The sequence below is a fragment of the Cryobacterium sp. Hh11 genome (genome assembly GCF_004404045.1).
GTDB lineage: Bacteria > Actinomycetota > Actinomycetes > Actinomycetales > Microbacteriaceae > Cryobacterium > Cryobacterium levicorallinum.
Genome location: NZ_SOHF01000015.1, coordinates 83,138 through 101,645, shown reverse-complemented (window position 1 = coordinate 101,645; position 18,508 = coordinate 83,138). Strand labels below are relative to the sequence as shown.

The window sequence follows — 18,508 nt, the reverse complement described above, 5'->3', positions numbered from 1 at the left end:
CGCAGTCGTGCCGGGCGGCACCTCCCGGTCCGACCGGTAGGACCGTGGCCGACACCGCAGGTCGCGGTCGCTCAGGAGATGGCGGTCTCGACGGGCTCGACCAACGATGGGGTGGTTCCGACATGCTGCTAACGTTCCCGAGGATCCACCTGGCGTCGCGCACCCCCGCCGATCGGACCGTGAGCCCGATGGTTGCCGGCCTGAAAAACGTCACCGTGCCGCTGGTGGAATGCGCACACGCTGGTCGAGGCGCGAGGAACGAGTGATCGAGCCCCACGTCAGGGATCTCGATCAGCGGTAGGCCTACTTCTCCCAGTGTGGTTTCTCGGCGGGGGTGGCGGCGCGGTTTTGGCCGGCGGGGCGCCAGGTTTGGGTGGGGTCGAAGATGAGGGGGCCACGCACCCAGGGGCGTCCGTGTCGCATCTCGATGTCCCAGCCGGACGTTTCGATGCTGGCATGCCCGGCATTACAGATGAGAACGGCGTTATCGATATTTGTCAGACCGCCCTTATTCCAGGGAATAACGTGGTGAGCCTGCGTCAGGTGCGGCGGCACGGTGCAGCCGGGGATAACACAGCCACCATCACGGGCCGCTAATGCTCGGCGTTGGGTGGCGGTGAAGAATCGGTTGGTGGTGCCGAGGTGCACAACCTGACCCTGGTGGCCGAACAACACGGGTTGATAGCCGCCGGCGCAGACAAGCTCGTCGACTTGTTTGACACTGAGGGGACCGTCAATGCCGTCGATCCAGCCAGCTCCGCGCCCAGCGAGCAGGTCGTTGATGTGGATGTGCACCAGCACCGTCGGTGCCGCGCCGCCCATCGTCGGGGTTCCCGGCTGACGGGCGGCCGCTTCGAACACGGCGCGGAGGATCCCAGCCTGCTTCTCACGGATCGAGCGGATGTCGCCGGGTTCCTGCGGGCAGGGACTGAGCACCTGGCCGTCGCTTGCTCCAGTCTGCTCGTCGCGGCCGGCGTTCTGGCCGTGCTGGCTGGCGGTCTGCTCGTCGGCTTCGCAGTGCTCTGCCGGTGCGTGGTTCTCGGCCTGGTCGCCACCGTCAGCGTCGGCGGCAGCTGCGAGGCCGTCGCTGCTGTCCGTGCTCTCGCTGCTGTCGCTGCTGTCGGTGCTGTCGGTGCTCTCGTCGCTTTCGGTGCTGATGCCGTCCATGCGGTCGCTGCCATCGATGCTGGTGCTGTCCGTGCCGTCTTCAGCAGACGGTTCGCTCGCGCGGAACGCGACCGTGGCGCGCGAAGCAGCGCCGGGAACGGGGCTGGCAGCGGCGGAGGAGAGGTAGGCGTCGAAAACGGTGCTGATGATGGCGCGGTCGAGGGTGCTCAGCCAGCCATTCAGGCTGTAGCCCCCGTTCGCCAGCCCACCAAAGGAGAGCCAGCTTTGCCGTTCCACCGCCGCCTCACCAGGCGCGGACCCATCGGGCGCAAGGCGCGCCTGCCACGCAATGCCCTGCTGGCGCAGCAACTCCGGCGCAAACGCAATCCCCGCACCCGGAAGCCCCTCGGTCTCCGGGGTGATCGCACCGGACCCACTCGCCACGAGAGAGCGTTCGACCCGGTCGAGGTCATCGACCAGAACCGAGGGGCGTAGGCCGTCGAGGACGGACACGATCACGCGGGCCTGCTCGACGCCGAGCGCCCCGCCCTGCAAAGCTTCCCCGACGACGGGATAGGTGGGCGTCAGGGGCCGACCGAGCAGCATCCGCTCACCCGCAGCCTTACCCAGCGACGCACGCTGCCGCACCTCACTGCGCGAGATCCGGGCCAGGGACGAGACCAACACGAGGCCGCTACGGCAGCCCAGCCGACGCGCCAGAGACACCGCGCCCGCCGCTTCCACCTCGGTCTGATCGACCGTTTTCGCGGCGGCCTTCTTCGCCACGGACGCATCAAAATACTCGGAACGACGCAGCACATCCGTCGTCGACAGCACGCGGGCCCCATCAACGACCCGACCCACACCCTCCAGCGCGAGCAGCATGCTCAAGGATTCGTCATCACCGAGCGACCCGAAGGACAGCCCACCCAACGCCGCCAACAACGCCTCCCGCGCCTGCTCCACCGCCACAATCACAGGGTTCAAACTGGACTCGCTCAGGTTTTCCATGAACATGGGCGCCATTGCCTCCTCCCCATGATTCTACCCCGAATCGAACATGAAAGCGAGAGAAACTCAGATATCTTCCAATAAGAATTTTCGGTGCCACAGCAAGCTGGTGGTCATCCACGCAGCGCTAGGCCCTAGCTGGTGCCCGGTTGAAGAGTTCGTGCATCGGGAGCATTGCGGTGGGGGCGAGTGACGCATCGAAGTAAACATCGAAGTTCTGTCGCTATTTCATGCAGTTCGGGCCAGCGCGGAACGATCTCGGGAGGGGCAGCGAGCCGGCCCGCGCCACTAACCGGGCATCGACTCCTGAACAGCGCGCCGTCGAATATCTGCTCTGTGCTTCTGGAGAGCAACCAGGACTATTACGGCAAGAACGGCGCAAACAGCATGCACGGCAGGACTCAGCGCACCGGCTTCGGCCCACATGCAGACGGGATTGGCTTGGGCCTCGAGCGGACCCCCGAGAGTGTAGGGGACGAAGGAATAATCCTTCGTGACTGAAAACCAGACAGTGCCGAGGATCAACACACCGAACGCGCACAGAGCGGGGTAAACACGGTTGGGCTCATCACCGCTGCTGTCGCGCACGCACCAGAAGATCAGCAAGCCGCTCAGCCCGGCCACGAAGAGATTTTGCAACCACGGCGAACCGACGTTGGTAGCCGAGATCACCGTGTTGTCCCAACCGAGAACTGCCCCTGACGTCACCGCCTCTGCCCGCAGGGCGATGAATCCCACCGCCACTAGATAGACCAGCGCGAATCCGGTCGAAAGTGCAATTCTTGCGTAGCGGATGACTACCCCCGTAGAACTCGAAACTCTGCAGATTCACTGCAACATCCATTCGACCGTAACGGGATCGCCTCGAACAACGCAAAGCCCGGATGAACATGGTCGACGAGCGGTTCAGGCTCTGGACGCGTTCACCGAGCCCGCTCCACCAGGGTCGCCAGCCAACGGCGTGTCACGAAATCACACGTGATCCGTGAAGCAGTGGAAACATACGAACGCGCCCACGCGTGAGATTCAGACCGCAAATGACCTGAACTGAACGATTGGCCGAGGCGTTAGAAGCCGAGGCGTTAGAAGCCGAGGCGCCCGAGCTGCTTTGGGTCGCGCTGCCATTCCTTGGCGATCTTCACCCGCAGCGACAGAAAGACGCGCTTGCCGACGAGCGGTTCGATCTGTTTACGCGCGCGGGTACCGACATCCTTCAGCCGGCTGCCCGACTTGCCGATGATGATGCCCTTCTGGCTGTCCCGTTCGACGAACAGGTTGGCGTAAATCTCAACCAGTTCCTGGTCATCACGCTCGATGATGTCGTCGATGGTCACGGCGATCGAGTGCGGCAGCTCGTCGGTGACGCCCTCAAGGGCTGCCTCGCGAATGAACTCCGAGATGCGCGACTCGAGGGTCTCGTCGGTGACGGTGTCGGCCGGGTAGAGCGGGGCATCCGCATGCGGCAGCAGGCGCAGGAGTTGGGTCGCCAGGGTGTCGAGCTGGATTCGGCTGGTCGAGGAGATCGGAACAATGGCCTCCCAATCCCGCAGCTGGGAGACGGCGAGCAGCTGATTGGCGACGTTGGTCTTGGAGGACGCATCAATCTTGGTGACGATGGCGACCTTTTTGGCCCGCGGGAAGGCATCCAGTTGCTCATTGATGAACTTGTCTCCCGGGCCGATCGGCTCGTTGGCCGGGATGCACAGCCCGATCACATCGACGCCGGCCAGGGTCGCCGTGACCAGGCTGTTCAGGCGCTCACCGAGGAGGGTGCGCGGGCGGTGGATTCCGGGGGTGTCGACCAGAATGAGCTGGCCGTTCTTCTGGTGCACGATGCCCCGAATGGCGCGGCGGGTGGTCTGCGGCTTCGACGAGGTGATCGCGACCTTCTCCCCCACGAGCGCGTTTGTCAGCGTGGATTTTCCCACGTTGGGGCGTCCCACGAAGGAGACGAATCCCGCTCGGTAATCGGCGGGGTGCGCCGGTGTTGCTGCGGTCATGACCGTTCTCCTTCATCATCAGACACTGTGCTACGGTTCGTTCCCGTGAGAAATGCGGTCTGCGCATCAATCAGCGCTTCGTCGCGCTCCACCAGCACGGTGCTGATGCGCTTACGACGACCTTCGGTGCGTTCGGCGGTGAGGTTCAATCCGCTCACCGAGGCGACCGACCCGGCGACGGGCAGTCGCCCGAGTGCCTTGGCCAGAAGGCCACCGACCGAGTCGACATCATCGTCGTCGAGCTCAAGGTCAAAGAGTTCGCCGAGCTCGTCGACCGGCAGTCGGGCGCTGACCCGAAAACGCCCATCGCCAAGGTCTTCGAACTCGACCACATCGCGGTCGTACTCATCCGAGATATCGCCGACGAGCTCCTCGATCAGATCCTCGAGGGTGACCAGTCCGGCGATGCCGCCGTACTCGTCAACGACCATGGCCAGGTGGTTGGACTCAAGCTGCATCTGCCGCAGCATATCGTCGGCTTTCTTGGATTCCGGCACGAACACGGCCGGACGTGCGAGTTCGGCGACCGTCAGTTGCAGGGCATTGATCGGGCGTTCAAAGACCAGCCGGGCGACGTCGCGCAGGTAAAGGATGCCGGCGACGTCGTCGACCTCGCCGCCCCGAACGGGCACGCGCGATGTACCGCTGCTCAGGAACAGGCCCATGGCCGCGTCAATGCTCGCGTCGGCGTCGATGGTGATCATGTCGGTGCGGGGAATCATGAGCTCCCGCACGACCGTGTCGCTGAACTCAAAAATTGAGTGGATGAGCTCGCGGTCGTCCTCCTCGATTACGTCGAGTTCGGTGGCCTCGTCGACCATGCTAAGCAGCTGGTCTTCGGAGGTGAAGGTCGCCAGCTTGGTGCGGCCGGGGGTGACGCGGTTTCCGAGGGCGACCAGGGCGTTCGCGATCGGTCCGAGCAGAACGCGCGCAACATGCACGAGCAGCGCGGTGGCCGTCAGCAGGGCGACCGGATGCGCTCGCCCGACACTGCGCGGACTGGCACCGACCAGCACAAACGAAACCGAGGTCATGATCAGCGCCGACAGCAACAGCGCGAGCCACAGGGCCTCGATGGTGGTCGCAAAAACGAGGGTCACCAGGACCGCCGCCGTGGTCTCGGCGGTAATGCGAATGAAGTTGATCGCATTCAGGTGTGCGCCGGTGTCCTCGGCGATCGCGCGGAGCGACCGTTTCGCCCGCCGCGTCGGGACCAGGCCGACAATATCGGCCCGGGATTGGGTCGTGATCGCCGCGTCGACGGCGGCCATCAGACCGGCAAACACGACCAGAACCACGGCCGCGTAAATAAACCACACGATGTGCATCAGGGGCGTTGTCGTTCCTGCATGGCGAAACCGATGAGAATGTCGCGCTGAATGCCGAACATTTCCTTCTCCTCGGCCGGTTCGGCGTGGTCGAAGCCGAGCAGGTGCAGCACGCCGTGCGTGGTCAGTAGCAGTAGCTCATCGAGGGTGCTGTGCCCGGCGGTTTCAGCCTGCTCCTTGGCGACCTTCGGGCAGAGCACGATATCGCCGAGCAATCCGGGCGGGGTCTCCTGCTCCTCGGTACCGGGGCGTAGTTCGTCCATCGGAAAGCTCAGAACGTCGGTGGGGCCCGGCTCATCCATCCACTGCACGTGCAGCTGCTCCATGGCGCCCTCGTCGACCAGCACAATGGCGAGTTCGGCGTCGGCGTGCACGTGCATGGTGTCGAGCGCGAAGGCAGCGAGGCGCTGAATGGCGGCCTCATCGACCGGGATGGTCGACTCGTTGTTGATTTCGATGCTCAACTGGAACTCCGTTTCGGGTTGCGGCCGGGCGCATTGCCGGTGCGCTGGGGGCCTTGAGTAGCAAATGCGCGCGCTTCGGCGCTCTCCTGGCGGAGGGCCTGTTTCTGCGCGTCGTACTCGGTATACGCGTCGACGATGCGCCCGACCAGCGAGTGCCGCACAACGTCGGCACTGGTCAGATAGGAAAAGTGGATGTCGTCGATACCGTCAAGCACACGGGTCACGAGTTTCAAGCCGCTGCTGCCGGCCGGCAGGTCGATTTGGGTGACATCGCCGGTGATGACCATCTTGGAGCCGAAGCCAAGGCGGGTCAGGAACATCTTCATCTGCTCGGGCGTCGTGTTCTGGGCTTCGTCGAGCACGACGAAGCTTGCGTTCAGGGTGCGACCGCGCATGTAGGCGAGCGGGGCGACCTCGATCGTGCCGGCCGCGAGCAATTTGGGGATCAGTTCGGGGTCAAGCATTTCGCCGAGCGCGTCGTAGAGCGGCCGCAGGTAGGGATCGATCTTGTCGGTGAGCGTGCCGGGCAGAAAGCCGAGCCGTTCTCCGGCCTCCACGGCCGGGCGGGTCAGGATGATGCGCTCTACCTCTTTGTTCTGCAGGGCACGCACCGCCTTCGCCATGGCGAGGTAGGTCTTGCCGGTTCCGGCCGGTCCGATGCCGAACACGATCGTGTTGTCGTCGATCGCGTCGATGTACTCTTTCTGGCCGATCGATTTGGCCCGAATACTCTTGCCACGGGCGGTCAGAATTGGGGCGCCGAGCTGAGCGGATGGGCTCACGGAACTGTCGGCGGCCAGCATCCGTGCCGCGGTGGCCACTTCGGTTTCGCCGAGGTCGTGGCCGGTGCGCAGGGCCAGCTGCAGCTCCTCGATCAGGCGACGCACTGCCTCGACGTCGTTGGCCGAGCCGCCGAGCGTCACGTCGTTGCCGCGCACGTGCACGTCGACCTTCGGGTAGGCGGCCTCGATGGTGTTCAGGTAGCGGTCTTCGGGGCCGAGCAGGCGCACCATGGCGACGCCGTCAACGGTGAAGCGCAGCTCCCTGTTGGAGTCAGCTTTATAAGAATCAGAGGGCGCCAAGCGAGTCCTCCCCCAGCTGATCAGACGCTTCGGGGCTGCCGAGCACGTGCGCGTGCACGTGGAAGACGGTCTGGCCGGCGGCCGCCCCGGTGTTGAACACCAGACGGAACTGTCCGTTGGTGCGTTCGGCCGCGATCTGCTCGGCCACGGCGACAAGTTCGGCGAGCAGGGGGGGATTGCCGGCGGCGAGCTCGACCACGTTGTGATACTGAGGGTCTTTCGTGGTGACGACAACGTGCAGCGGGGCTTTGGGTGCAATGTCGAGGAACGCGATAATGTGCTCGGTTTCGGCCACGATCGTCGCCGGAATCTCACGCGCGATGATGCGGCTGAAAATGGTCGGTTGGGCGACGGAAGAAGACATACCTCTATCTTAAGCGGCGCTATCAGCGGCACGCACTACCAACGGCACGCTCTACCAGCGACCCAAAGTTGCATTGAGGATTGCGAGGGCGGCTGGCCCCGCGGTCGATGTGCGCAGCACGGTGTCGCCGAGGCGTATCTGGCTCGCGCCGGCCTGCTCGAGCAGGAGCAGTTCGGCCGGCGATATTCCGCCCTCGGGGCCGACGACGAGCAGAATGTCGCGGTCGTCGGTGGGGACGGCCACCTCGGTGAGGCGACCGGTCGCGGTCGGGTCGAGCAGCAGCATCCGTGTCGTGGCGGCCAAAACGGCCAGCTGCTTGGTGCTGGTCAGCTGGGCGACATCGGGCAGCCAAGCCCGGATCGACTGTTTGCTGGCCTCACGCACGATGCTGCTCCAGCGTTCGTGGCCTTTGGCGATCTTCGCGCCCTCCCACCTGGTGATGGAGCGGGCTGCGGACCACGGGATGACGCCGTCGACGCCGAGTTCGGTGGCGGCCTGAATGGCCAGTTCGTCCCGGTCCCCCTTGGCGAGGGCCTGCACCAAGCGGATGCGCGGCGTCGCCGCCGCAGTCTCGCTCGCGTCATCGACGCGCAGGGTCAACTGCACAGCGTCCGCCGTCAGCACGGCTCCCTCCAGCAGCAACCCGGCCCCATTACCCAGGCGGAGCCGGTCCCCGGGGCGCACCCGGCTCACCGTGACCGCGTGCCGCGCCTCGGCGCCGTCCACGGTGACCACCTGCCCCGGGCGGCACTGCGCCGCCCGGAGCGTTTCCTGCAGGTAGAAATGTGCCACGTCAGCCGAGGAACCGGTCGCGCAGCTTCGCGAACAAGCCCTGCTGGTACTGGCTCAGGGTCGGCGCCGGAGCCGCGTAGCGGGCTGCGAACTGTTCGATCAGGTCGCGTTCCTTGTGGTCGAGCTTGGTCGGGGTGAGCACGTGGATGCCGACCTTGAGGTCGCCGCGGCCACTGCCGCGCAGCTTGGTGATGCCGCGGTCCTTGATCGTGAGTACCTCGGAGCTCTGCGATCCGGGGCGAATCTCCACCTCGATGTCACCGTCGAGAGCCTTGACGGTCACGGTGGTCCCGAGAATCGCACTGGTCATCGGCACGTCGAGCGAGCACATCAGGTCGTCGCCATCACGGCTGAACACGTCGTGATGGCGCACCTTCATCTCGAGGTACAGGTCACCATTGGGGCCAGCTGCCGGGCCGGCTTCGCCGCTGCCGGGCATCTGCAGGCGCAGGCCGGTGTCGACGCCCGCCGGAATGTCGACCGGAACGGTGCGGCGGGCGCGAATGCGGCCCTGACCGGAGCAGGTCATGCACGGGGTGGCGATGATGGTGCCGTAACCGCGGCAGGAACCGCACGGGCTTGACGTCATCACGTTCCCGAGCAGGGAGCGCACAGCGCGCTGGATGCTACCCGTGCCGTGGCAGATGTCGCAGGTGATCGGCGAGGTGCCGGGCGCGCAACAGGAGCCCTTGCAGGTCTCACAGACGATCGCCGTGTCGACCTCCAGGTCGCGGTGCGTGCCGAAGATGACCTCGTCGAGGTCGAGGTCGACTCGAATCAGGGCGTCCTGGCCGCGTTCGCGGCGCGAGCGCGGACCACGGCTGCTCCCGCCGCCGCCGAAGAAGGTCTCGAAGATGTCGCCGAAGTTGCCGAAGTTCTGCCCGTCGAAGCCGCCGTTCTGGCCGCCGCCCTGGTCGTACTTCTGGCGCTGCTTGGCGTCGCTCAGCACGTCATAGGCGTGGGTGATGCTCTTGAACCGTTCGGATGCTTCGGCGCCGGGGTTCACGTCGGGGTGCAGCTCGCGGGCGAGGCGACGGTAGGCCTTCTTGATTTGGTCGGTGGTCGCGTCGCGGTCAACGCCCAGCGCTTCGTAATGGTCAGCCAAAGGTGGCTCTCCTTGATTTTTTGATGTTGGTTGTTCGAAATGGCACAGAGCCTAAATGGCACAGAGTCGAATTGGCACAGAGTCGAATTGGCACAGAGCCTGATTGGGACAGAGTTCAGGTCTCGCCGAGCAAGCGGGAGAGGTACCGGGCGACGGCGCGTACGGCCGCCATATTGTTGGAATAGTCCATGCGGGTCGGCCCGAGCACGCCCAGCCGGGCCAGGTTGCCGCCTGCGGTATAGCCGCTGGTCAGCACGCTCGCTTCCGGCAGGCCGAAGGCCGCATTCTCCCGGCCGATACTCACCGAAACGCCGTGCTGGTCGGTCTCCATCTCGCCGAACAGCCGCAGCAGCACGACCTGTTCTTCGATGGCTTCGAGTACCGGATAGATGCTGCCGGAGAAGTCGTCTTCGGTGCGCACCAGGTTTGCGGCCCCGGCCATGACGAGCTTCTCCTGACGGTTGGCTCCAACCTGGTCGGCGACGGTGCGCGTGATCAGGTCGACGATCGGCTGCAGCGCCGGCGATCCCGGCCAGACGCTCGCGGCGAGGGCAACGCTCGCCTCGGCCATGCCCAGTCCAACGACCGTGACGTTCAGTCGGGCGCGCAGTTCGCCGAGCGTCTGCTCGTCGAATGCTCGCGGCAGGTCGATAACCCGCTGCTCGACCCCGCCGGAATCGGTGATCAGCACCGACAGGATGCGCGTCTCGGTCAGCGGCACGAACTCGATGTGCCGAACCCTGGCGCGGGACAGCGAGGGGTATTGCACGAGCGCGACCTGGTGGGTGAGCTGCGAGAGCAAACGCACGCTGCGCACGAGCACCTCGTCGAGGTCGGCGGAGTGACCCAGGAAAGTTTCAATGGCCTGACGCTGGGCCGGGGTCAGCGGACGCAGGTCGGCCAGGTGGTCGACGAAGACCCGGTAGCCCTTATCCGTCGGGATGCGCCCCGAGGAGGTGTGCGGCGCCGCGATGAGCTCTTCTTCTTCGAGCAGGGCCATGTCGTTGCGAATGGTCGCGGCGGAAACACCGAAGGAATGCCGGTCGACGATGGATTTGGAGCCGACGGGTTCGCGGGACGCGACGTAGTCCTGCACGATGACGCGCAGCACATCGAGCCCACGGTCGGAAACCATTTCGCCCGCCTTCCTCTTTTTCCGGTCCAACTTCAGTTGAGCGGATGCCCCGGGTCGGCGCGCCTCGAGCGCACCGGAACGCAGGTTTGCCGGCACGTCGTTGGCACTCGCATCCACTGACTGCCAATACTATCGCGACCGGCCGTGTTCCGGCTGAGCGCACCCATTGCCAGTATCGCGAACCGAGCGTTTAATTACCGCTAGACGCTCCCCCGGAGTTCAGTGAAAGGCACGATCATGAGCGATCCACAGGCACAACCTCCCGGTGATTCTAACTACCGTGACCCTAATGCTGGGCAGCCGCCGTATGGCCAGCAGCCCGGGACGGGCAGCCCATACGGCACCCCTATAGCCGCAGCCCCACTCTCGGAGGCCGACGACCGACAATGGGCCTCGTTTGCGCACCTCGGCGGCATCCTGAGCTTTCTTCCGTCGCTGATCATTTGGCTGGTCTTCAAGGACCGCGGCCGCCTCACCAATACCGAGGCGAAGGAGGCGCTCAACTTTCAGATCACCCTCGTGATCGGATACGTCGTGATAAATGTCGTCTCGTTCATCCTGGCGATCGTCACCTTCGGAATCGGCGGCCTGCTCATCGGCCTGACCTGGCTGCTCTGGGTGGCCGGAGTCATCTTTTCGATCATTGGGTTTCTGAAGGCCAAGGACGGCCAGAACTACCGGTATCCGGTCGCGATTCGCCTGATCCAGTAGCGCGCGGCCCGGTCCAATACTCATCTCGGACGGTTAGTCTGGAGGGGTCTGGCCTGGCTTGTCCGACCCCACACAGTGCTAGTGCACGCAGTGGTTCTTCCCTGGATGTCGTCGGCAACCCATCGCCAGATCCACCGCGTCCAGACCGACCACGCTCGAACAGGAGACCGTATGTCCGAGAACGATTCACGCACAAATCCGTATGAATCCACCCCGCCGCAAAACCCGTACGCGCAGAGCGTCCCGCCGACGCCGATGAGTCCGGCCGACGAGAAGATGTGGGCGACCCTGATTCACGTCGGCGGTATCCTCTTCGCCTTTGTTCCCGCACTCATCGGCTATCTCGTGCTGCGCGATCGTGGGCCGTTCATTCGTGCCCACAGTGCGACGGCTTTGAACTTTCAGATCACCCTGATGATCGTTTATGTGGTGGGCACCGCGTTGACGGCGATCCTGATCGGCTACCTGATTGTGCCGGTGGCCTGGGTGCTCGGCATCATCTTCTCGATCCTCGCCGCACTCGCGGCCAACCGCGGCCAGGGGTATTCCTACCCGCTGACCATCAGATTTTTCAGCTAGCGCACGCTCTTAGTCGCTTAGCCGCCGCACCACGGCGTCGGCCAGAAGCCGTCCGCGCAGGGTCAGTTCAATGGTCCCAGCGAGGGCGGCTTTGGCGTTGACGAGCTCATCGGCGATCAGTCCTGCCACCTCTCGGCGTCCGTCCGCTGACAGCGATGCGATCGGGATACCGGTGCGGATGCGGCTCTGCAACAGGATGCGCTCGAGTTCGCGGGTGGGCGCATCGAGCGTTTCTCGACCGGCGGCCGGGGACAGGCCGCCGAGCATCCGCTCTGAATAGGCTGCGGGATGTTTGACGTTCCACCAGCGCACCCCGCCGATGTGGCTGTGGGCGCCGGGGCCGATGCCCCACCAGTCCTGGCCGGTCCAGTAGGCGAGGTTGTGGCGGGAGCGGTGCGCGTCGCTCGTAGCCCAGTTGCTGACCTCGTACCAGTCATAGCCGGCGGCGGCGAGCAGTTCGTCGGCGAGTTCATAGAAGTCGGCCTGTTGGTCGTCGTCGGTCGGGGCGATCTCGCCGCGGCGAATCTGCCGCGCGAGTTTGGTGCCGTCTTCGACGATGAGCGAATAGGCGCTGAGGTGGTCTGGGTGCAGGCTGAGCGCCTGTTCGAGGCTGGTGCGCCAGTCGGCGAGCGACTCTCCCGGCGTGCCGTAGATGAGGTCGAGGCTCACGTCGAGGCCGGCGGCACGGGCCCATTCCACCACGAGGGGCACCCGCTCCGGGTCGTGGGTGCGTTCCAGGGTCGCCAGCACCTGCGGCACGGCGGACTGCATACCGAAGGACACCCGGGTGAATCCGGCCTCGGCGAGGGCGCCGAGGTAGGCGGCATCGACCGAGTCGGGGTTCGCCTCGGTGGTCACTTCGGCGTCGTCGGTCAAGCCCCACTGGTCGCGCACGGCACCGAGCATTTTCGCCAGGTCGGTGACCGGCAGCAGCGTGGGTGTGCCTCCCCCGAAGAACACCGTTGCCACCGGGCGTTCGGGCACGCCCGATGCGGTGAGGATGCGGCTGGCGGCCTCGACCTCGAGCACGGCTTGGCTGGCGTAGTCGCTCTGCTTGACGCCGCGCAGTTCGGTCGCGGTATAGGTGTTGAAATCGCAGTAGCCGCAGCGCACCCGGCAGAACGGCACGTGCAGGTAGACGCCGAAATCGCGTTCAGCGGCGTTGACGGCTGCCGAGGCCGGCAGAAGGCCGTCGTCGGGTGCCGGGTCGCCGATGGGGTGGGGTCCGGCCATGGGTGGTGCTCCAGTACGTTCTATTTGATCGCACCCGCGGGGTGCAAAGCCCGCAGATACAACTTGGTGAATTTGGCCTGCTGAAAGCGCAGCACCGGCCAGGCCAGTCGGTAATACCAGGTGCTCGGCCGCGAAAAGGAGCGGATCGTCAACCAAACCGAGTCGTCCTCGCGGTGCTCGACGATGAAGGATTCCTCACCACTCTCCGGGTGACCGGCCAGGGTGCCGTAGGCGAACCCGATGCGGGCGGCCTCGTCGATCACGTAGACGACCCGCACCGGCGCGGTCACGCCGATCGGTCCAACCCGCATCTTGAGTGTGGCCGTCATACCGTTCGCAATATACGGGGTGCCGTCCTCAGCGAAGGTCGCTTCATTGACCGGATGCTGCTGCCCGCCCGCCGGCGCGCCGTCAGGCCCAAAGGTCACCGGGGTGTACTGCACGCCGGTTCCATTTTCGAGGTCGGTCACCTCCATGCCGCTGCCGCGCTGGATTCCCCACGTCATCAGCAACTTCGTCGCGGCTTCAAAGCGTTCCGGCGAACTGCCGAGCCTGACGCTCTGCTCCATCGGCCGGTAGCCCTTGGGCGGATAGCTCATCAGGTCGGGCGCCAGCGTACCGCCGATGGCAGCGTAGCTGACGGCGGCGTCGGTGAAGGTGGCCCTGCGCATCCGCTTTACTTCTTGTCTTTGGTCTCGATGTCGCCGCTGAGCGCGGCGATGAAGGCTTCCTGGGGAACTTCGACCCGGCCGACCATCTTCATGCGTTTCTTGCCCTCTTTCTGCTTCTCCAGCAGCTTGCGCTTGCGCGAGATGTCACCGCCGTAGCATTTGGCCAGCACGTCTTTGCGCATCGCCGAGATGCTCTCGCGGGCGATGATGTGCGCACCGATCGCGGCCTGGATGGGCACCTCAAACTGCTGGCGCGGAATCAGTTTGCGCAGGCGCCCGGTCATTAGCGCGCCGTAGGCGTAGGCCTTGTCGCGGTGCACGATGGCAGAAAACGCGTCGACCTGTTCGCCCTGCAGCAGAATGTCGACCTTGACCAGGTCGGCTTCCTGCTCGCCGGAGGGTTCGTAGTCGAGCGAGGCGTAGCCGGCGGTGCGGCCCTTGAGCATGTCGAAGAAGTCGAACACGATCTCACCGAGCGGCATCGAATAGCGAATCTCGACGCGGTCTTCGCCGAGGTATTCCATGCCGAGCAGGGTGCCACGGCGACTCTGGCAGAGCTCCATAATGACGCCGACGTAGTCTTTCGGGGCGAGAATCGCGGCCTTGACCATGGGTTCGAGCACCTTGGCGATTTTTCCGGTGGGGTATTCGCTCGGGTTGGTGACCGTGACGGTGCGCTTGTCGTCGGTGGTGACCTCGTAGGGCACGCTCGGCGCCGTGGTGATGAGGTCGATGTTGAATTCACGTTCGAGGCGTTCGGTGATGATCTCGAGGTGCAGCAGGCCGAGAAACCCGCAGCGAAATCCGAAACCGAGGGCGACGGATGTCTCCGGCTCGTAGCCGAGGCTGGCGTCAGACAGCTTGAGTTTGTCCAGTGCCTCGCGCAGCGCCGGATAATCGCTGCCGTCGATCGGGTACAGGCCGGAGAACACCATGGGCTGCGGTTCGTCGTAGCCGGGCAGGGCGTCGGTCGCCGGGCGCACTGCGGTCGTGATGGTGTCGCCGACCTTGGACTGGCGCACGTCTTTCACACCGGTGATCAGGTAGCCGACCTCGCCGACCCTGAGGCCCTTGCTCTCCACCGGTTCGGGCGAGATGACGCCGATCTCGAGGATCTCGTGCGTCGCCTTGGTCGACATCATCTGAATTTTTTCGTGGGCCTTTAGATGGCCGTCGATCATGCGCACGTAGGTGACGACGCCGCGGTAGCTGTCGTAGACCGAGTCGAAGATCATGGCGCGAGCGGCGGCATCCGGGTTGCCCTTCGGCGCCGGAATCATCGTCGTGGCGAGGTTCAGCAGCTCTTCAACACCGGCGCCGGTCTTGCCGGAGACACGCAGCACGTCTTCGGGGCGTCCGCCGATGAGGCTCGCGAGTTCGCGGGCGTACTTCTCCGGATCGGCGGCCGGCAGGTCGATCTTGTTGAGCACCGGAATGATCGTGAGGTCGTTCTCGAGGGCGAGGTAGAGGTTGGCGAGGGTCTGGGCTTCGATGCCCTGGGCCGCGTCGACCAGCAGGATGGCGCCCTCGCAGGCGGCGAGGCTGCGGGAGACCTCGTAGGTGAAGTCGACGTGGCCGGGGGTGTCGATCATGTTGAGGGCGTAGGTGACGCCGTCCATTTCCCACGGCATGCGCACGGCCTGGCTCTTGATGGTGATGCCGCGTTCCCGCTCGATGTCCATGCGGTCCAGGTACTGGGCCCGCATGGAACGCTCGTCGACGACGCCGGTGATCTGCAGCATCCGGTCGGCGAGCGTCGACTTACCGTGGTCGATGTGGGCAATGATGCAGAAGTTGCGGATGAACTCGGGGGCCGTGGCGGCCGGTTCCAGCGCGTGAAGGGCTCTCGGTGACATAGTTCGTCTATTCTCCCATGCTCCGGCGGTTGGCGTTCTCCCCGAGCCGCAAGCGCTGGTACCGGCGGCCCCGGCTGCCGGCTATCTGCCAGCGGGACTGTCCAACGGTGAGAGGTCCGACCCGGGAGTCGAGTCCGAGAATCGCGGCCGGGTTGACCGTGAGCGCTTCGAGCGTCGTCTGCACCGGCAGCCCTTCCTGCACGGCCAGGGAGGCCTGGTGCACCAGAAAGTTCACCGGAACGACGCGAGCATTGATGATGGTGGTCAACGTGGTCGTGGGTGCAGATGTCATCGCTCCAGCCTCGGCCTGCGCTGTGATCGGGGCTGACTAGGCTCGCGGGCATGGAGATTCCCGAGGCACGCGTACCAATTTTGCTCGTTCACGGTATCCGTGCCTCGGCCACGATGTGGCGGTATCAGGAGGCGAAGCTGCGTGCCGCCGGGCACCGGGTTCTCGCGATTGATCTACCCGGCCACGGACAGCGGATGCAGGAGCCGTTCACGGTGCCGGCCGCGCTCGCCGCCATCGACGACGGGGTGGCGGCGCTCGGTGGCAGGGTGCTGTTGGTCGGGCTCTCGCTCGGCGGCTACTACGCCGTCGCCTATGCCGCGGAGCACCCCGATCGGGTAGCCGGGCTGATCGCTGCCGGCTGTAGTGCAGTTCCCAGGGGCGCTTTGCTCGAGGGGTATCGGCTGCTGGCCCGAATGATTCACCGCCTGCCCGATCGGGGCTTGTGGCTGCACGAGGGTCTGGCGCGCCTCCTTCTACCTGCGGCCGGGGCGCGCGATGTACTCGCGGGCGGCGCCGCGCTCGACGTGATGGATTCCGGCTTGCAGGCGACCTCGACGCTGACTCCCCTGGCCAGCCTCGCGGCGTATCCCGGCCCGATCTGGTTGGTCAACGGTGCGCTCGATCACTTTCGGCTGAACGAGCGGCGCTTTCTCTCCGCCTGCCGCAACGGGACGGTGGTCGTGGTGCCGGGAGCAACGCATCTGTCGAGCCTGGCCCAGCCGGAGCGCTTCACGGCGATCCTGTTGGGGGTCGCCGGACAGGTGTCGGCCGACCTCCCGGCGCACTGAGGGCGTACAGCGTCGGCATCCCCGGGACCGCGCCCGATACCGATGCGCGCTCCGGTAACTGGCGTAGCGGCCACCCATATGGGCGCGGTCATGCGCCGTCCGCGGATGGCAGTTTTGGGCGCGCGCGAACTTTGAGAACCGCGACTGCTGCAGAAGCTGCAGTGAGCGCGGTCATGCGCACGGAGGGTGCAGCGGCATCCGCTCGCGCGAGCGAAGAGGGGTTCCCACCGACCAGGCGGGTTTTGGGGCGGGGCGAATTGCTGGTAGCGTTAGTGGTTGGCTTGCGTGTTGGGTCCCACCCCGCACGATTTTCGCCGCAGAAGCGCCCTCTACCGCTGAGCGGCTGTCCGTACTAGAACCTAACGAAAGCGTAAAAAACGTGGCAAATATCAAGTCGCAGATCAAGCGAATTGGCACCAACAAGAAGGCCCAGGAGCGTAACAAGGCCGTCAAGAGCGAGTTCAAGTCCGCGATCCGCGCGACTCGCACCGCAATTGCCGCTGGCGATAAAGACAAGGCCGTCGTCGGTCTCGCCTTTGCTTCCAAGAAGCTCGACAAGGCCGTCAGCAAGGGTGTAATCCACCAGAACCAGGCTGCGAACAAGAAGTCCGCCATCGCGAAGGCTGTCGGCGCACTCGTCTAATCGTCGCACTCGTCTAATCGACGCTGGATCCACCCGCACCTGGTGTCAGCGTCGGCTCTTTAGAGCGGATGCTGCACCTCGTGGCACATAAGCCCCCGCCCCTCGGCGGGGGTTTTTTGTGTCCCTGGCAACCCGTTCGGGCAGCAGTGGCGCTGTCCCTGGGTCTCGAATTGACCACACACTCTGTGACGCGGTGGTCCGTTACTCGGCGTGTATTGCGGTCAACCGCGCAGGTTGACCCAGGCTCAGCAGCCCCGAGACCCGCTCGTTGCCGGTGGCGCTAGCCCTCGCCGCGGCGGGCGATCACGCCGATGAGTCGCTCGAGAGCGTAGACCGGGTCGCGACCCGCACCCTTCACCGCGGCATCCGTTTCGGCGAGCACGAGGATGCAACGGGCAAGGCCCTCGTCGCTCCAGCCGCGCAGGTCCTTCTGGGCACGTTCCACCTGCCAGGGGGCCAGACCGAACTGAGCACCGAGCTGGGCAGAGCCGCCGCGGGCTCCGAAGACCTTCGCCATGGTGCGGATCTTCATAGCGAAGGCCGCGACGATCGGCACCGGATCGGCCCCGGAGGTGAGGGCGTGCCGCAGGGTGACGAGGGCCTCGCCATTGCGGCCGGCGATGGCCCAGTCTGCAACCTTGAAGGCGTTGGTTTCAACCCGACCGCCGTAGTAACGGTCGACCGTGGTTTCGGTGACCTCGCTCGTCGCGTCTGCGATGAGCTGCTGGCAGGCGGCGGAGAGTTCGGCCAGATCGTCGGAAAACGCGGCGACAAGCTGCCGCAGCGCACTCGCGGTGACGCGTTTGCCGGCCGCCTTGAACTCGTTCGACGCGAATTCGTACTTCTCGGTGTCTTTCTTGAGCTCGGTACAGACCACCTCGATGGCGCCACCGAGTCCGCTGCGAATGGTGTCGAGCAGCTTCTTGCCCCGTACTCCCCCGCCGTGTCGCAGCACGACGTAGGTGTCGTCGGCCGGGTTCTCGAGGTAGTCGAGCGCCTCGGCGAGAAAGGTGTCGCTGCACTTCTCGACGTTGCTGACCCGAATCAGCCGCGGCTCGCCGAACAGGGACGGGCTCGCCAGGGTGAGCAGCTCACCGGGGGCGTAGCTGTCGGCCTGCACGTCGCTGATTTCAAGGCTGGGATCTTCAAGTTTGAGAAAGTCGCGGAGCTGACGGATGGCGCGTTCCGCGAGAAACGTTTCGGTCCCCGAGACGAGCACGATCGGTGCCGGCCGCACCTGGTGCCAGCCGAGCTGGGGAATGACGGTGCCCTTGGCCGCGCGGGCGGGGGCTGCCTTGCCGGAGCGGGAGCCGGTCGTGGCGGGTCGTGCGGCCAAAGCGCTCTCCT

At 65.2% G+C, this 18,508-nt stretch carries 18 protein-coding genes and 1 pseudogene; 4 read left to right on the top strand and 15 right to left on the bottom strand.

Annotated elements, in window-relative coordinates; all coding sequences use genetic code 11:
* Positions 1-303: 303 nt before the first annotated feature.
* From E3T46_RS05925 to hrcA, 10 genes are all read right to left on the bottom strand, one after another.
* Positions 304-2,133 (bottom strand): HNH endonuclease signature motif containing protein, encoded by a 1,830-nt coding sequence (locus tag E3T46_RS05925; protein ID WP_134577835.1) that lies wholly within the window; start codon positions 2,131-2,133, stop codon positions 304-306.
* A 273-nt stretch (positions 2,134-2,406) separates the two neighbouring features.
* Positions 2,407-2,856: a hypothetical protein gene (locus E3T46_RS05920; protein WP_134577834.1), complete on the bottom strand. Its 450-nt coding sequence runs from the start codon at positions 2,854-2,856 to the stop codon at positions 2,407-2,409.
* 344 nt (positions 2,857-3,200) lie between these two features.
* A complete protein-coding gene (gene era, locus E3T46_RS05915; protein ID WP_092448506.1) occupies positions 3,201-4,118 on the bottom strand; it encodes a GTPase Era in 918 nt (305 codons plus the stop codon).
* Positions 4,115-5,446 carry a hemolysin family protein gene (locus tag E3T46_RS05910; protein WP_174845378.1) on the bottom strand — a complete coding sequence of 444 codons (1,332 nt, stop codon included), beginning with the start codon at positions 5,444-5,446 and terminating at the stop codon, positions 4,115-4,117. The genes era and E3T46_RS05910 overlap by 4 nt, the downstream gene beginning before the upstream one ends.
* Positions 5,446-5,910, bottom strand: coding sequence for an rRNA maturation RNase YbeY (ybeY, locus tag E3T46_RS05905; RefSeq protein ID WP_134577832.1), 465 nt, complete (start codon positions 5,908-5,910; stop codon positions 5,446-5,448). Before ybeY ends, E3T46_RS05910 begins: the two co-directional genes overlap by 1 nt.
* Complete coding sequence (locus tag E3T46_RS05900) at positions 5,907-6,923, bottom strand: PhoH family protein (RefSeq protein WP_134577990.1); 1,017 nt, start codon at positions 6,921-6,923, stop codon at positions 5,907-5,909. Before E3T46_RS05900 ends, ybeY begins: the two co-directional genes overlap by 4 nt.
* Positions 6,924-6,978: 55 nt before the next feature.
* Complete coding sequence (locus E3T46_RS05895; protein ID WP_134577831.1) at positions 6,979-7,356, bottom strand: HIT domain-containing protein; 378 nt, start codon at positions 7,354-7,356, stop codon at positions 6,979-6,981.
* A gap of 51 nt (positions 7,357-7,407) precedes the next feature.
* Positions 7,408-8,148 (bottom strand): 16S rRNA (uracil(1498)-N(3))-methyltransferase, encoded by a 741-nt coding sequence (locus E3T46_RS05890; RefSeq protein WP_134577830.1) that lies wholly within the window; start codon positions 8,146-8,148, stop codon positions 7,408-7,410.
* A gap of 1 nt (position 8,149) precedes the next feature.
* The gene (dnaJ, locus tag E3T46_RS05885) at positions 8,150-9,253 is read right to left on the bottom strand and encodes a molecular chaperone DnaJ (RefSeq protein WP_134443079.1); all 1,104 of its coding nucleotides are present in this window, start codon (positions 9,251-9,253) and stop codon (positions 8,150-8,152) included.
* A 115-nt stretch (positions 9,254-9,368) separates the two neighbouring features.
* The gene (gene hrcA, locus E3T46_RS05880) at positions 9,369-10,388 is read right to left on the bottom strand and encodes a heat-inducible transcriptional repressor HrcA (protein WP_134469355.1); all 1,020 of its coding nucleotides are present in this window, start codon (positions 10,386-10,388) and stop codon (positions 9,369-9,371) included.
* A gap of 237 nt (positions 10,389-10,625) precedes the next feature.
* Here hrcA and E3T46_RS05875 point away from each other — a divergent pair, with 237 nt between their 5' ends.
* Both E3T46_RS05875 and E3T46_RS05870 read left to right on the top strand, forming a co-directional pair.
* Positions 10,626-11,099, top strand: a complete 474-nt coding sequence (locus tag E3T46_RS05875; protein ID WP_134577829.1) for a DUF4870 domain-containing protein — start codon at positions 10,626-10,628, stop codon at positions 11,097-11,099.
* Positions 11,100-11,270: 171 nt separating this feature from the next.
* Complete coding sequence (locus E3T46_RS05870) at positions 11,271-11,678, top strand: DUF4870 domain-containing protein (protein ID WP_241980484.1); 408 nt, start codon at positions 11,271-11,273, stop codon at positions 11,676-11,678.
* Between the two features lie 9 nt (positions 11,679-11,687).
* Here E3T46_RS05870 and hemW read toward each other — a convergent pair whose 3' ends face one another.
* The 4 genes and pseudogenes from hemW to E3T46_RS05850 all read right to left on the bottom strand — a co-directional run.
* Positions 11,688-12,911, bottom strand: a complete 1,224-nt coding sequence (gene hemW / locus E3T46_RS05865) for a radical SAM family heme chaperone HemW (protein WP_134577828.1) — start codon at positions 12,909-12,911, stop codon at positions 11,688-11,690.
* Between the two features lie 20 nt (positions 12,912-12,931).
* Positions 12,932-13,582, bottom strand: coding sequence for a DUF1990 domain-containing protein (locus E3T46_RS05860; RefSeq protein WP_134577827.1), 651 nt, complete (start codon positions 13,580-13,582; stop codon positions 12,932-12,934).
* A 5-nt stretch (positions 13,583-13,587) separates the two neighbouring features.
* Entirely contained in the window at positions 13,588-15,438 is a 1,851-nt protein-coding gene (gene lepA, locus E3T46_RS05855) for a translation elongation factor 4 (protein ID WP_134443084.1), read from the bottom strand.
* Positions 15,439-15,538: 100 nt separating this feature from the next.
* Positions 15,539-15,682: pseudogene (locus E3T46_RS05850) on the bottom strand (amidohydrolase); the annotation flags it as partial.
* Between the two features lie 98 nt (positions 15,683-15,780).
* On the opposite strand from E3T46_RS05850, the gene E3T46_RS05845 reads away from it, so the two are divergent.
* Complete coding sequence (locus E3T46_RS05845; RefSeq protein WP_134577826.1) at positions 15,781-16,518, top strand: alpha/beta fold hydrolase; 738 nt, start codon at positions 15,781-15,783, stop codon at positions 16,516-16,518.
* Positions 16,519-16,897: 379 nt separating this feature from the next.
* Positions 16,898-17,161 carry a 30S ribosomal protein S20 gene (gene rpsT, locus E3T46_RS05840; protein WP_092448491.1) on the top strand — a complete coding sequence of 88 codons (264 nt, stop codon included), beginning with the start codon at positions 16,898-16,900 and terminating at the stop codon, positions 17,159-17,161.
* A 280-nt stretch (positions 17,162-17,441) separates the two neighbouring features.
* Here rpsT and holA read toward each other — a convergent pair whose 3' ends face one another.
* Positions 17,442-18,497 (bottom strand): DNA polymerase III subunit delta, encoded by a 1,056-nt coding sequence (holA, locus tag E3T46_RS05835; protein ID WP_241978839.1) that lies wholly within the window; start codon positions 18,495-18,497, stop codon positions 17,442-17,444.
* Positions 18,498-18,508: the final 11 nt, after the last annotated feature.